Annotated in this window: 14 protein-coding genes; 12 read left to right on the top strand and 2 right to left on the bottom strand. The window is 68.6% G+C overall.

The annotated features are described in order from the left end of the window. The first annotated feature begins 172 nt into the window (after positions 1 to 172). From OHU74_RS37190 to OHU74_RS37165, 6 genes are all read left to right on the top strand, one after another. On the top strand, positions 173 to 1,303 hold the full coding sequence (locus tag OHU74_RS37190) for an NAD(P)/FAD-dependent oxidoreductase (RefSeq protein WP_331721110.1): 1,131 nt from the start codon (positions 173 to 175) through the stop codon (positions 1,301 to 1,303). Positions 1,304 to 1,754: 451 nt separating this feature from the next. Further along, on the top strand, positions 1,755 to 2,864 hold the full coding sequence (locus tag OHU74_RS37185; RefSeq protein ID WP_331721109.1) for an N-acetylmuramoyl-L-alanine amidase: 1,110 nt from the start codon (positions 1,755 to 1,757) through the stop codon (positions 2,862 to 2,864). Between the two features lie 173 nt (positions 2,865 to 3,037). Next, on the top strand, positions 3,038 to 4,039 hold the full coding sequence (locus tag OHU74_RS37180; protein WP_331721108.1) for a DUF2690 domain-containing protein: 1,002 nt from the start codon (positions 3,038 to 3,040) through the stop codon (positions 4,037 to 4,039). A 268-nt stretch (positions 4,040 to 4,307) separates the two neighbouring features. Continuing rightward, positions 4,308 to 4,760 (top strand): peptidoglycan-binding domain-containing protein, encoded by a 453-nt coding sequence (locus OHU74_RS37175; protein ID WP_331721107.1) that lies wholly within the window; start codon positions 4,308 to 4,310, stop codon positions 4,758 to 4,760. 74 nt (positions 4,761 to 4,834) lie between these two features. Continuing rightward, on the top strand, positions 4,835 to 7,207 hold the full coding sequence (locus OHU74_RS37170; RefSeq protein ID WP_331721106.1) for a glycoside hydrolase domain-containing protein: 2,373 nt from the start codon (positions 4,835 to 4,837) through the stop codon (positions 7,205 to 7,207). A 33-nt stretch (positions 7,208 to 7,240) separates the two neighbouring features. Beyond that, on the top strand, positions 7,241 to 7,936 hold the full coding sequence (locus OHU74_RS37165) for a hypothetical protein (RefSeq protein WP_331721105.1): 696 nt from the start codon (positions 7,241 to 7,243) through the stop codon (positions 7,934 to 7,936). Positions 7,937 to 8,199: 263 nt separating this feature from the next. Here OHU74_RS37165 and OHU74_RS37160 read toward each other — a convergent pair whose 3' ends face one another. Together OHU74_RS37160 and OHU74_RS37155 are read right to left on the bottom strand one after the other, a co-directional pair. Continuing rightward, positions 8,200 to 8,562 carry a DoxX family protein gene (locus OHU74_RS37160; protein WP_331721104.1) on the bottom strand — a complete coding sequence of 121 codons (363 nt, stop codon included), beginning with the start codon at positions 8,560 to 8,562 and terminating at the stop codon, positions 8,200 to 8,202. A gap of 49 nt (positions 8,563 to 8,611) precedes the next feature. Then, entirely contained in the window at positions 8,612 to 9,205 is a 594-nt protein-coding gene (locus OHU74_RS37155) for a helix-turn-helix domain-containing protein (RefSeq protein ID WP_331721103.1), read from the bottom strand. Positions 9,206 to 9,613: 408 nt separating this feature from the next. Here OHU74_RS37155 and OHU74_RS37150 point away from each other — a divergent pair, with 408 nt between their 5' ends. The 6 genes from OHU74_RS37150 to OHU74_RS37125 all read left to right on the top strand — a co-directional run bounded on the left by OHU74_RS37150 (position 9,614) and on the right by OHU74_RS37125 (position 14,364). After that, on the top strand, positions 9,614 to 10,144 hold the full coding sequence (locus tag OHU74_RS37150) for an Imm63 family immunity protein (protein WP_371619911.1): 531 nt from the start codon (positions 9,614 to 9,616) through the stop codon (positions 10,142 to 10,144). A gap of 192 nt (positions 10,145 to 10,336) precedes the next feature. Next, positions 10,337 to 10,747 carry a hypothetical protein gene (locus tag OHU74_RS37145; RefSeq protein WP_331721101.1) on the top strand — a complete coding sequence of 137 codons (411 nt, stop codon included), beginning with the start codon at positions 10,337 to 10,339 and terminating at the stop codon, positions 10,745 to 10,747. 613 nt (positions 10,748 to 11,360) lie between these two features. Beyond that, complete coding sequence (locus tag OHU74_RS37140; protein WP_331721100.1) at positions 11,361 to 11,759, top strand: hypothetical protein; 399 nt, start codon at positions 11,361 to 11,363, stop codon at positions 11,757 to 11,759. A 126-nt stretch (positions 11,760 to 11,885) separates the two neighbouring features. Then, on the top strand, positions 11,886 to 12,326 hold the full coding sequence (locus OHU74_RS37135) for a WXG100 family type VII secretion target (protein WP_331721099.1): 441 nt from the start codon (positions 11,886 to 11,888) through the stop codon (positions 12,324 to 12,326). Between the two features lie 32 nt (positions 12,327 to 12,358). Further along, positions 12,359 to 12,664, top strand: a complete 306-nt coding sequence (locus tag OHU74_RS37130; RefSeq protein ID WP_331721098.1) for a WXG100 family type VII secretion target — start codon at positions 12,359 to 12,361, stop codon at positions 12,662 to 12,664. Next, entirely contained in the window at positions 12,664 to 14,364 is a 1,701-nt protein-coding gene (locus OHU74_RS37125) for an RNase A-like domain-containing protein (protein ID WP_331721097.1), read from the top strand. The genes OHU74_RS37130 and OHU74_RS37125 overlap by 1 nt, the downstream gene beginning before the upstream one ends. The last annotated feature ends 9 nt before the right edge of the window (positions 14,365 to 14,373 follow it).

Genomic DNA, 14,373 nt, shown 5'->3' with positions numbered 1-14,373 from the left:
CCCGGCTGCCAGGCGGAACCCCAACCCGGGTAGGTGTCGGGCCCGATGCGCGGTGTCGGTCATCCATCGGCGGCTGCCGGTTCGATGTCGGTGGCCTGTCGGTGAGGTCCGCCAACGTTCCAGGGACGGCCGGCCGGAGCTCACCGGGCGGCCCCGATCCCCAGGAGCCACCATGCGCATACCCGTCACGATCATCGGCGCCGGTCTCGGCGGACTCACTCTGGCCCGCGTCCTGCACATCCACGGAATCCCGGTCACGGTCTACGAGGCGGATTCCTCCCCGACGGTGCGCACGCAGGGCGGGTTGCTCGACATCCACGACTACAACGGACAGCTCGCCCTCAAGGCGGCCGGCCTGATGGACGAATTCCACGCCATCGTCCTGGAGGGCCGCCAGGCGATGCGGGTCCTCGACCCGGACGGGACCGTCCTGCTCGACAAGGCCGACGACGGCACGGGCGGACGCCCCGAGGTGCAGCGCGGCGAGTTACGACAGATCCTTCTCGACTCACTCCCGGCCGGCACCGTCCGGTGGGGGCACAAAGTCGGCAGCACCCGCGCCCTCGGCGACGGCCGCCACGAGGTGACGTTCGCCGACGGCGGCACCGTCGTCACCAGCCTGTTGGTCGGCGCGGACGGCGCCTGGTCACGGGTACGGCCACTGCTCTCCACCGCCACACCCGAGTACGCCGGCACGTCGTTCGTCGAGACGTACCTGTTCCACGCCGACACCCGCCACCCGGCCGCCGCGAAGGCGGTCGGCGGCGGGATGCTGATCGCGCCCTCGCCGGGCAGGGAGATCTTCGCTCACCGTGAAAGCGGCGACACCCTGCACACCTACGTGGCGCTGACCAGGCCGCAGGACTGGTTCGCCACCATCGACTTCACCGATGCCGCCGTGGCCACCGCCCGGATCGCGCGCGAGTTCGACGGCTGGGCGCCGGAACTCACCGCGCTCATCACCGACGGCGACACAGCGCCGGTCCTGCGCCCCCAGTTCGCCCTGCCGACCGGGCACCGGTGGGACCGGCTGCCGGGGGTCACCCTGCTCGGCGACGCCGCCCACCTCACGCCCCCGAACGGCGAAGGCGCCAACCTCGCCATGCTTGACGGCGCCGAACTCGGCCAGGCCCTCGCCGCCCACCCAGACGATGTCGAGGCCGCGCTCACCGAGTACGAGCAGGCCATGTTCCCCCGCAGCGCCGAGGTCGCCACTTTTGAAGGGGGAGAGGTTCCCGCGATCGACTCCGAGCACAACACGGCCCAGGGCTTGATCAACATGATCACCGAGAAGGGCCAATGAGCCGCTCAGGCCCCGATCCGATGCTCTCCATCTCGCCCTCGCCCAAGCCCACCCTCCAGGCAGCGGTGACTCCCGAACTCGTCGACATTGATCATGGGCGCGAGCGATGAACCGACTCCCGAACTCGTTGACAAACGACTCCCGTGCCCACGTACAAAACCACCCGCAGCACAGGCCGAACTCACCGGCACCGATTGGGCGGCGCCGCCGCACTTCTGCACGGGGCGGCAGGCGATCTCGCGCAGCACAGGTGCTCCTAGTGCCGCGACGGGCGAACGTTGCCTGACGCGGCACTAGTCAGCCGGAGCGCGGTCTCCGGAGCGCTCCGCGTCGTCCCATGCCGTCCCATGAGTCCCGTGGGACGACGCGGGACGTCCCATCGGCTCCCCAGCGCTCGTCTGCCCCCTTTAATCAGTGACGTCACCTGCGACTTCCTGACGAACGGACCCACATGACGACCCCGCCGCTCCGCCGCCGCACCCTCCTGGCCGGCGCCCTGTCCCTGGGGACCGCCCTGGGTGCACTGGGGACCACCGGGCAGGCCTCGGCCGCGGACGGGACCGGGACTGGTACCGGGCTCGGGACTTCGGGAGGCACGCCCGTCCCCGGCGTCGTCGTCGACTGCGAGGCTTGGGGCGCGCGGCCGCCCAAGAGCCCGGTCAGGGTGCTGTCGGCACGGGCGCAGAAGATCATCGTCCATCACACGGCCACGGCCAACGTCGCCGACCTCGGCTACGACCGCGCCTTCGCCCTGGCCCGCGCCATGCAGACGGACCAGATGGACGTTAGGGGCTGGATCGACACGGGCCAGCACTTCACCCTCAGCCGGGGCGCGTTCGTCACCGAGGGCAGGCACCAGAGCCTGGCCGCGCTGTACAGCGGCACGCAGATCGTCGAGGCCGCGCACTGCACCGGGCAGAACACGGTGGCCATCGGCATCGAGAACGAGGGCACCTACATCACCGAGGAGCCCCGCGCCGAGCAGTACGCGGCGTTGGTCGAGCTGTGTGCCGAGGTCTGCCGACGGTACGGAATCCGGCCGTACCAGATCTACGGGCACCGGGACTTCAACAACACCCAGTGCCCCGGCGACCGCCTGTACGCCATGCTGCCGCAGCTGCGCGCGGACGTAGCCGCGCGGATCGGCGGTGACCCGGCGGCCCCGGCATGGCCGCTCCTGCGTACCGGCGACCTCAACGAGCGGGTACGGGTCCTGCAGTGCCTGCTGGTGCAGCGCGGAGCGGCGATCGTCCCCGACGGTTCGTTCGGACCGGCGACCGAGGCCGCTGTCCGCGCCTTCCAGAAGCTGATCGAGGCGGGCATCGACGGGGTGGCCGGCCGGCAGACGTGGAACCAGCTGTGCGGGCCGGTCGCGCAGGGCGCGGCCGGTGAGGCCGTGAAGGCGGTGCAGAGCCGTCTCGCGGCGTCCGGCTTCCCGACCTCCGCCGACGGTCAGTTCGGCCCCGGGACCAGGGACCAGGTCATCGCTTTCCAGAGCGCTCGTTCGCTGCCCGCGGACGGAGTCGTCGACGCGCGGACGTGGAGCCACCTGCTGATCTGACGCAGGCGAACGCTCCGCCCACGCCGCAGAGATGAAGAGCATGCCGAAGGGACCCAGGGAGATCACTCCCTGGGTCCCTTCGGCATGATCACGTCACGTCTGGCTGATAATGATGGCTTCCGGCCGACATGCGGCCAGACGGCCAGACGGCACGAAAAATGGGGGGGCACCTGATGTCAGGGGGGCCAGAGTTCAACGAGGCGGACGACGTTCCGAGAAGCGACCTCTTCTCGGAGCTGCGCCGGATCAAAGGGGCCTCGCAGCTGAGTTACAACCGGCTTGCGGACAAAACGCACTACAGTCGCTCCTCTTGGGAGCGCTTCCTCAACGGCAAGCAGCTTCCCACGAAGATTGCGGTCGAGGAGTTCGCCGCGGCGGCGGGTGAGGATGCCGGGCCGCTGCTCGTCCTCTTGGAGAGGGCGTCCGTGAGCGGCGGGCTGCTGGAGGAGAAGCCGGCCGGGCCGACGGACCGGCCCGATCAGGCTCCGGCGGCCGGGCCACCGGTCACGGTTATCCCGTCGAGCCCGTCGAGCCCGTCGAGCCCGTCGAGCCCGTCGAGCCCGTCGATCACGGAGGTCGCCGCGACCGTGGTGCGGCCCGCGCAGGAGACCGGGGATTCCCCGCCGGTACGCCGCTTCCGCTGGACCGCGCTCCTGCGCACAGCGGCCGGCATCGCGGCGGGCGGACTGCTCGGCAGTCTGCTGACGCTGTACGCAACCGGAGCCGCCGGTGCGGGCGCCTCGCAGGGGACCACCACGGGGGGCGTGAACGCCTCCGGTACCGCGGCTCCGCCGAAGCCGCAGCCCGGCAAACCCGTCAAGGTCGGCTGCAAGAGCGACACCTGTCTGCGCCGCGAGCCGCAGGCACACGACTGCCAGTGGGACGCGGTCACCGTGCGGGAGACCTTCCTGCGGGGCATGAGCATCCAACTGCGCTACAGCGAAGCCTGCCAGGCCGTGTGGGGGCGGATCGAGAACGGCAACATCGGCGACACCGTCATGATCAAGGACAAGCGCAGCACGTCCGACACGGCGGCGATCCGGATGGAGCACGACACCTATACCCGGATGCTCGCCGTGACCCCGGATCAGCCGTGGGAGACCATCACCATCTGCGGCACCATCCCCACCCAGAAGGAACAGGAATGCTCACCGCTCGGTGAGGTCCAGCCCTGATCCCGATCCCCGATCCCTGATCTCGGCGTCGGCAGGACGGGACGGGGTCCGGGCCGTCTCTGGGACGGCGTGGGAAGCGACGGCCGGTGGGCCGGGAGGCCGGGACCAGCAACGGTCCCGGCTTTCCCACGCCCCGTTGAGACGGCCGGGAGGCCCTTCGGACGGGGCGTCGGAGGCCGGGAACGCGGTGCTAGTTTTCGGCTCGCCGCTCTCCAGCGGCACCACCCGGCCGCTCGATCCGGCCATGCTCACAGGGGGAATTCCACTCATGAAGCGCACTCTCGCCGCCTTCGGCGCGGTCGCCGCTCTCACACTGAGCGCACTCGCCACCGGCGCGACCACGGCGTACGCGTCGGCGCCGGTCTGCACGGACTACGCCGCCTACACCGATGGAGCCGGTTACGTCACGAGCGGCGTTCCGATCACCGGGTCCTACAGCAACTACTGCAGCCTGCGCGAGGGCAACACCGGCAACGGCGTCCGCGTACTCCAGCAGACCCTGAACGGATGCTATTACGACGGCGTGACCTACCTGGAGGAGGACGGCCAGTTCGGCCCCGCCACCGCGAGGGCCCTCAAGCGGGCGCAGGGGATCGTCGGCGTCACCCCCGACGGGATCTACGGACCGAACACCCGCGACGCCCTCCGCTGGTACTGGAGCCAGAACTGGCACCCGCGCTGCCTCCGCCTGAGCGACGTTCCGGGCCCGATTCGCCTCTAGCTGGTCGGTACGGGCACCTGAAGGGCTCCGGCACGTCTGCCGGGGCCCTTCCGTCCTCATCAGGAGGGGAAGTCATGACGGACGCAAAAGTTCTCGCTGCCCAGCAATGGGCCAACAGCACCTACGGAGCTGTTCCCGGCTATGCACGGTGCCCGGAGGACGGGCAGACCGGTTGGTCGACGATGTACGCACTGACCATGGGGCTCCAGCACGAGCTCGGCATCGCTCCGGTCAGCGCCTCGTTCGGCCCCACCACACTCGCCAAGCTGGCGGAACGCCCGGATATCTCCCTCATCGAGCCGAACCTCAACATCAAGAAGATCGTCCAGCACGCCCTGTTCTGCAAGGGCTACTGGGGCGGCGACGGCACCGGTGATCTTTGGATGACGGGCACGGTCGAGTCGGTGAGGAAGCTCAAGGAGCACGCCGGCATCGATGCCACCAACGGGGCGGTGCCACCCAAGGTCTTCAAGGCGCTGCTCTCCATGGACGCGTACGTCACGGTGTCCGGGGGCACCGACCGCGTCCGCACCGTCCAGCGCTGGCTCAACAGCCGCTACTACAGCCGGTCGTCCTTCTTCATCGGCCCGGCGGACGGCGTCTACTCGCGCGACGTGCAGAAATCCCTGATGAAGGGCATCCAGTACGAGCTGGGCATCCCCGACGACCAGGCGACCGGCTCGTTCGGCCCGGGTACCCAGGCGGGCCTCAAGGCGCACAACGTGAAGGAAGGTGACTCCGGCGTCTTCGTGGAGCTCTTCTCCGGGGCCTGCGCACTCAACTCGCCCATCGTCAAGGAGAAGGCGAACGTCGAGGTCTCGTTCCGCAGCACGTTCGACTCGGAGCTCAAGGACTGGGTCGAAGAGTTCCAGCACTTCTCCGAGCTGGAACAGCGGGACGGCGTCGGAGACTATGCCACCTGGGCGCAGCTGCTGGTCTCGACCGGAGACCCGAACCGCAAGACGGAGGCCTGCGACACCCGCTTCACGATCACCCGGGCGCGCGCCGACGCCCTCTTCAAGGCGGGCTACCGCATCGTCGGCCGCTATCTGTACGACCCGCCGGGCAGCACCCTCGACAAGGAGATCAAGTCGGGCGAGCTGCAGGACGCCTTCGCGGCCGGGCTGAGCGTCTTCCCGATCTACCAGGACAACGCGCGGCGGCTCCAGGACTTCACGTACCAACAGGGCTTCGCGCACGCGCTGAACGCCCACTCGTGTGCGCAGGGCTATGGCTTCAACCGCGACACGGTCATCTACTTCGCGGTGGACTACGACGCGACGGGCGAGGAAATCGCCTCGGGCATCGTGCCGTACTTCGAGGGCGTGCGGGCCGGCCTCGCGTCCAAGGGTAAGAAGTACGTGCACGGCGTGTACGGCTCGCGCAACGTGTGCACCCAGGTCAGCAAGCACACCGACGCCCGCTATTCGTTCGTCTCCGGGATGTCGTGGGGCTTCTCCGGGAACCTCGGCTTCCCGCTCCCGCCGAACTGGGCGTTCAACCAGATCAAGGAGTTCCGTTTCACGGCCGGCTCCGACGTCTTCGACCTGGACAGCGACGCCCACCGGTGGCACACCGACGCCGGGCAGAACTCCGTCCACCAGGACGTGAACCCGGCCATCGAGTTCGTCCGCTACCTGGAGTGGCTGTATCCGCTCGCGGTCCGGTACGAGAAGGGCGATCCGACGGAGCTCACGCTGGAATACGCCCGCAAGGACGCATACAAAGGAGCCAAGTGGGGGGTCCTCATCGGAAACGTCCCCGGCGAGTTCGTCGACTTCGTGGCGGGCAACGGGACTCCCCAGACACTCCCCGAGTTCAAGGATCCGGTCACCGGGTACGCGCTCGACAAGCAGCACCTGATGGCAGTCGCCAACGGCCACTACCTCAAACCGCAGCTCGGCGATCTGGCCATGACCAACGTGGGCGATGTGGTGGGCTGGGGCGGTGACCTGATCACCTTCTACGCGGAATGGCGGCGGGACGTCGCGGCCTACCCGTCCGGATACGTCTACTGCAAGGAGAAGCTCGGGCGGATCGGCGCTGCCTCCACGTTCGGCTTCAACGACCTGCTGTGTGACGTGGACGGATACCTTTTCGCCCGCCGGATGGAGGACGGCCGCCGCCCCCTGCTGACCGTCGTACGTGAGCACTACGACCTCGGGGAGAGTCAGATGCGGGCCCTGACCCGGTTCCGCGACTTCTACGAGATGCGGTTCGCCAGCAACAGGGAGACCGCGGCGGCTGCGGCGAAGGATGTCCTCACATCGGTCGCCGACCTGACCGTCGCGGCCGGCCGCGTAACACTGATCACCGACATCGCGGGCTTCTCCGCCACGCAGCCCATCCTCCTCTCCTTGGACCGGCTCACCGAGTTCTGCCTGGGGTTCGCGGACGCGCTCGCGGAGCGGGCCGCACAGGAAGCGAACGGCCCGACCGGCATGTGAACGCCGGCCCTACCAACGACGAGGAACTGACTCATGCGCAATGTCATGGCGTCGGCCGCGGCCGCACGCCCGGACCGCCGCCGATTCCTGCTCACCGGTCTCGGCATCGCGGGCGGCGCGGTCCTGGCGGCGGGCCCGCTGTCCGGCACCGGATTCGCCGCGGCGGGCCCCGTCGCGAAGACATGGAAGGGGAAGACCGGCGCCAACGGCTGGCCAGTGCTCGCCTCGGCTCCGGTCCACCGGGTCGAGGGGACGGGCGGGGTGCACTTCTCGGCGGCCGCCGGGGACATAGCGACGGTGCTCACGCATGTGGTGCGCCGCTTCCACTACGAGATCGACGCGCTGCGCGACGGTGAAGTCGCCGGTCACACCTCGCACCGCGAGGTGGCGGCCGCGTACGAGAGCGACCACCTGTCGGGCACCGCGATCGCGATCCGCCCGCTGCGCTATCCGCTCGGCGCCCGGGACGGGCTCTTCCCGCACGAGCTGGTGGTGGTGCGGGACATCCTGGCCGACTTGGAGGGAGTGGTGCAGTGGGGTGGGGACTCCACGCCCGCCAAGGAGTCCCACTTCGGGATCGCCGTCCGCCCGGGCGACGCCCGGCTGAGCCGGGTCGCGTCGAAGATCCGCGGCTGGGACGCCACCCCGGGCGTGGGCGCGGGCGCCACCGACGCCCTGGCCCCCGGCCGCCTCAAGGCGGCCAAGGCCCTCACCCCCGGCCGGAACTGACGGCCGGGCTACACGGTCGGAACTGGGCGCCGCGCGCGGAGGGCATCCGCGCGCGGCGCCCACACGGCTGCGGGGGCAGAAACCCTCGTCGGAGAGGTACGAGAGCCATCGGCAGTTGATCGAGCGAGCTCGGGACGGACCAGCCGTCGATCGCTCTGCGCCACTGGCTCCGTAGCAGCAGGAATCGCGCGAGCTGCGGAAGGTCTTCGCAGCAGGCTGGTCGATTGCCCAGAGTGTCTGCGGTGTCTGGGGAGTGTCGGTGCTCAGAACCTGCCGAGGGCCACGAAGAGGCAGACGAGCAGGAGAAGCATGTTGGCGCCGAAGACCTGCTTGTACTCTCGCAGGCTCCAGTGCGCGACGGCCGCACCGATCATGACCGCGGCGAGGCCGATGGCGGCCAGCGGGGTGAGGACCGGGGCTATGCCGGTCAGTCGGGGAACGATGAGCCCGAGCGCCGCCGCGATCTCCAGTGCCGCGACCACACGGATCACCGGCAAGGGGAAGGGCGCGACGCCGGTCTGGCCCGTGGCGATCATCTTCTCTTTCGTCTGGGTCGACTTCAGGAACCCCGAGCCCAGGAAGACTGCGGCCAGCAGGCCCTGTGCGATCCACAATGCGATGTTCATCGAGCCACTCCGTTTATCCGTGTCGGATGATCAGTTGTGCCTGCACTGCTCAGGAGCCGTGCGGCTGGAGGAGCCCCTCGGCGAGGTCCACGAAGGCAGCCACCAGGCGGTCCTCGTCGAGGCCGCTGGGATGGGCGCCGAACACGTCCCGCAGCAGCCAGAAATGCGAGACGGCCCCCACGAGCACCACGGCGAGCGCGTCCCAGTCCCGCTCCCCGGGGCCGGCCTGCATCCGCAGCCACTGCGCCACCGCGGCATGGATGCGGCGCATCTCGCCCTCGCGGACCGCTTCCAGCAGCGCCGGAAAGGCGGCCAGGTCGCGCACCACGATCCGGTTGAGGTCGCGCTCCTCGTCCAGACGGCGCAGGCCGGCGCGAGCCAGTGTCGCGAGACGCTCGCGCAACGGCAGCGCGGCCACGGCCTGCATGTCACCGAGGAGTGAGAGCAGCCCTGCGTTCTCGGCGATCTTTGAGCGCACGCCCTCGGCCAGCAGCTCCTCCTTCGAGCGGAAGTGCCGGTAGAGGGCTCCGGACCCTGGCGAGAGCCCGGCGGCCCGTTCGATCTCGGCGATCGTCGTCTTGGCGTAGCCCTGCTCGCCGAAGAGCCGCATGGCCTCCTCCAAGACGCGCGTACGACTGTCCATCCCCACCTCGCAAGTAAGCACTTACTTGCGATCATAGAGGAGACTGCAGCCCACGCAAGGAGCGGGGGTGGGGCCGGGCCGGCGAGTTCGTTCACCAGCGCGTGCGAGCGTTCATGTTGCGCGCTCGTCCACACCAGGCCCGCCACGCACGACACCGCACTCCAACCGGCCGATAGTCGGCAAGCCCTCGCCTGTACGTATCCGCAGGCAGCCGTGAAGGATCCGCTTGGCCCCGCAGCAACTCCTCAGAGGATGCTGGCGCCCTCCACTATTATCGTCGAAATGACGATAATAGGCTATGCTCCGGATGCGCGGTCGGCATCGATCCGCGACTCGCGAACGGGCCGGACACGGGTGGGCTTCGCTCTGCCCCAACCCGGCCCGTGCGGCAAAGATGCGGTGAGGACAATGAGCGAGAGCAAGGCCCTGATGGAGCAACACCTGAAGGTCGAGATCGGGCGGCTGAGCTCACTCATCGGTCTGACGGGCTGGTATGTGCCCACCTTCGACAACCGTGATGGCGCCCACCCGTTCATCACTGCCTGCGAGAACGGCGAGCTGGTCTACCGCGCCTTTGAGCGGGGAGAGCCCTGCTTTGAGCGGTGTACCTGCGATCCCGACGAACTGCTGTACTGGGCGTTCGACGACGCAACCGCACGCCTCGCCCGCGACTGGACGAACAAGCAGCAACCCCTGGTCGGGGAGGAGTATCTGGCGGCCAAGTGGAAGCGCCGGGCGACCCTCCTGCACGCAATGCACCCCGAGTGGGCAGAGAGGTGGCGAGCAGAGCTGATCGAGCACCTCGGACCCGAGGGCGACCAGCATCTCGTCCCCACCCTGCCCCCACCGCCACTGATCCTTGATCCTCCCGAGCGCGCGCCACTGCCGGTGCGCCTACGCCGCTGGTGGCGCCGACTCCCCGGTTGCCAGACGCGGTAGGGCCTGGCGCAAAACCCCTGAACTACGCACTCGCTCGAAACGATCCAGTAGGCCGGCGTCACAAGATCGACGCTGTTGGCCCATTCGGGCTCTGCATGACGTCGGCTCCCACAGGTCCCGCCGCCCAGCAGCCCGAGGGCCCGCCCCACGGGCTGGGCGGGTCCTGTCGGTGAGCCCTGCTAGCTTCCGGGCATGGCAGATTTCATCAACAGGCGACAGATCACTTCGGTGGCGCAGCTCAATCCCGTCCAGGCCGAGCAGGTCGCGCTCTGCGGCGCCGCCTACGACGGTGAGGATCTCCCGGCTGACCGGCGCCTGTCCTCGGATCCCGAGGACGAATCGGGGCTGGACTTCTGCGAGCTCTGGGACGTGGTGTCCGACCGGTCGCCCGTCTACGAGGCCTGGTTCTACCAGGCGGACAGCGGGGCGATCTTCCTGGCCGGGACCACCGAGATGGTTGCGCAGATCATCCAGTGCGGCCTGGAGTGCGCGGACGAGGAGCGCGAGCTGGAGCTCGGCACGGCGATGGTGAGGGCCGGCCTGCTGCCGTCAGGGGACTCGGCGTTCGAGCGGTTCCGCCGGGCCGCCGCCGGGCCGCTGTAGGCCGTCGTTCCTTCCGGAGGCCGATACAGGCCCTGTTGCTTCGCCAACAACATCCAAGATCAGCGACAGAGCCGAATAACGCGAACGTTCACAGCGCGGAGGTGGTGCTGCAGCGGACGGACAATCCGGCTTCGGCGATCGCTGTACCGACCCCGATCGACCGGGAACGCCGGCAGGTCCGGCTGCGCACGGCACGGCATGACCCATAGGGTCGATATGTCAGAATCTGTGGAAGCGCTGCAAACGGCCCTTTCGTTGCCGTAACGTGCCAGGTCGGCCAATCTGCTCCCCGCGCACGCGGGGATGACCCCGGTACCGCCACAGCCCGTAACGCGGTTGTGTAGTGCTCCCCGCGAACGCAGGGATGACCCCACCGGCAGCGGGAAAACAACGCTCGCGCAGCACTGCTCCCCGCACACGCGGGGACGGCCCCTGACTCCATCTGACTCACGTCCCCCGAGCACCGCTTTGCCGCGAGCTGCGAGCAGCGTCCCACGTACGGAACTGCTCCCGGCGCCAGCCAGCAGGAGCGGTTGTCCTGTGCCATCGAACCTTGACCGCCCAGGTCAGGGCCTCGCTGAGCAGTGTCAGACCCTTGCTGAATGATCGGGCCATGCTGATTGCGACCAACGAACGCGGCCATGTAGTGAAGCGGCCCTCCAGGCCGGCCATCGGGAAGATGCTGGCCGATCTGCAACGGGGGAACGCTCACCTGGTCCTGGAGCGGGTGGACGAGGAGCGGCCCGGCAGCTGGTACATCCAGGTCCTGCTCCGCGAGAACAACACCTTCCAGCTCGAATACCGGGACGGCGTGGCTGAGCTGCACTACCAGACACAGACGATCTCCCAGGAGAAGGTCCTGGGGGCTCTGCTCGGCTGGGCCGGTGCAGCGCCGGACTGGCAGGACAGCTTCATGTGGAACAACATCTCCGAGCAGTTCGGCCCGAGCACCCGTGAGAGCCCGGAGTCGCCGGGTGGCGAGGAGCCCTCGACTGGTGCGCATACGGGCTGACCTGGGTGGTCAAGGTTCGATGGCACAGGACAGTGGCCATGAGCCAGTGGGGGAGTTCCGCCGGTTTCGCGTTTGCTACGGTCGAACAAATGACCATCAGGTCGAACTCCGGGGGGAGGGGACACCATGAACGCAGCTTCTGACACTGCCGGTTCGAGCGGCGCAGCCGACGCCGGGGCAGATCTTGCCGTCCAGGGCGACCAGCTCAAGACGCTCGCCGGCGACCTCGACACGATGCAGGAAGTACTGAAGAAGCAGCTCCTGCGCATGGACGAGATCGTGGACGGGATCGAGGCCCGCTGGCGCGGACCGGCCTCGGAGGCGTACCGGGCCAAGCACCGGGCCGCCGCCGAGGACGCCGCACGCATCCGGCAGACCATGAAGCTCTTGGCCAAGGCTGTTCGCCTGAGCAAGGGCGGGTTCACGGCGCAGGAGCTCGAGATCCTGGACGGTTTCAGGCGCGTCCAGTCCGAGGCTGGCATCCAGGCGGAGGCCGACGAGCTCTCGACGCCCGCCGCGTCGCCCGCGCCGCAGACGGGGCCGCGCAGCCGCCTGGCCGATCTCTAGAACAGGACCACAGCCACCACCAGGGGGGATTCATGTCGGCGGGCGACGACTACATATCGGTCGACTTCGCGACGCTTCAACGTGCGGCCGGGGACCTTGAGGAGATCCTCAAGACGCTCAACGAACAGCTCGACCTGCTCTACGGGCGCGTCGAGAAGGCCGTTCTGACCTGGGACGGTGAGGCACGGACTGCCTTCGTCGACCAGCTGGACACATGGGACCGGTCCGCCCAGGACCTGCAGGCCACCCAGGCCTGGCTGCACGACATCGTGGTGAACGGCCACCTGGCCTACGCCTCCGCGCACCGGGCCGTGCTGCGCGGCTGGGGAGCCGCCTGATGACCACCCCGCCCTCTCCCGCCGCGAACGGCGGCTTCGACGTCCAGCCGGTGCACGTCAACCATGCGGCCGACCTGGTGAAGGGCGCCCAGTTCGCACATGCGGAGCGGGCGTTCGTCCTCGTCGACGTGCTGAACAAGTACAACCAGTCCGCCGGGACCGGCCGGGGCGCGGATGCGTTCGCGGACGCCTACGGGGAGCTGGTCGCGAAGTTTCTCGAAGCCTGGGGCCGCAGCGTGGTCAGTGCCGGCGGCGCCGCCGTAGGCCTCAACCACACCGCCAAGCACTACGCACTCGCCGAATGGGAGGCCGGTGGCCGCAAGGGGGCACCGCCGGCGCGAATGCCGGAGCCGGTGGTCATCAACACGCTTCCGCGCTACGGGCCCGTCAACCCCATCAAGTGGACTGGTACCGGCGAGGACGTCGACTCCTGGTGGATCTCCGGCGCCATCGGTGAGTTTCCCGACTTCCTCGCCGACGTCATCCGGCCCGCCATCGAACACGGCCTGCGCCTCGGCAAGGTCCACGAGATCACCCCGGGCATCAAGGAGCACGAGGTCCGGGACATGGCCAAGGCCTGGAGAAAGCTCGCGTCCGAGGCCGTGAAGGCCTCGGACGATTTCAACGCGGCCATCGCCGGGATCACGGACCCGAAGGACAAGGGCGAGTGGCAGGCGGCCATGCGGATCTTCGGACAGACCATCTGGGGCACCACGGCGTGGGGCCGGCAGTTGGACGGGGCAGGGAACCGGAGCCAGACGGGCCGTCAGTGGCGGAGCACCAAGGACCTTCCGCCGTCCGGACGGCGCCCCATCATCGACGTCCTGAAGGAGACGGCGGACGAGGTCGCGGGCGTCCTGGAACACCTCTGCGACATCGGGGACAAGACCACCAAGTTCACGAGCCAGGCCGGTATCAACGCGGCGAAGGCCACGGCTTCCGACCTCACCGACCTGAGCGTGACGAACCTGACCAAGTCGGCGGTCGGAGGGATCGTGGGCCGGATCGTGCTCTCCTTCCGCAGCCACATGGACAAGCAGGGGTGCAACGCCGTTGTCGAGACCTACCACCAGGAGTTCACCGACGCGGCGGGCAAGCTCAAGGCGCTCATGCCGGAGCTCGACATCGCGATCCGCAGCGCCCCGACCTACCAGGCGGAGACGGCCCGCGCCGAGGGCTTCGGCGCCCGCTCCCTCAACGAGTTCAAGAAGGAACACAGCTGGCAGATCAGCGGGCAGAGCCCCTTTCCGTACATGTACTCGCTGGACCTGGCGACGAACGAGGGGCTGGACGGCGCCCACACCATCGACAAGCACGTGGGCAAGACGGACGAGCAGCTCCTGCAGCGGATCGAGGACGAGCAGCGGGCGAACGGTAAGTTCAACATCCTCACCTCCTCGTCCTTCCCGGATCTGGAGTCGGCGCAGAGATTCACGCAGTACAACATCGGGCGGAACACGCAGAAGATCCAGGACTGGCTCGGGAATCCACCACCTGCAAAGAATCTGGACATAGACGTCCCCTCAGTACCGCTCCAGGGCCCGCTCACCGGTTCCGCCGCGACCGGCCGGACCGTCGCGGTGGACCCGATAAACAGCACCATCGGGCCCGCCAAGGACACTCTCGGAGTGACCACTCGCCTCATGTACGACCCGGATCTGAACCCGCCGTTCGTCGTCTACACCTCGTCGCCGGAATGAAGGAGCGAA

The sequence above is a fragment of the Streptomyces sp. NBC_00454 genome (assembly GCF_041434015.1).
Lineage (GTDB): Bacteria > Actinomycetota > Actinomycetes > Streptomycetales > Streptomycetaceae > Streptomyces.
The sequence above is the reverse complement of the archived record's forward strand: the minus strand, read 5'-3'. Positions and strand labels throughout refer to the sequence as shown.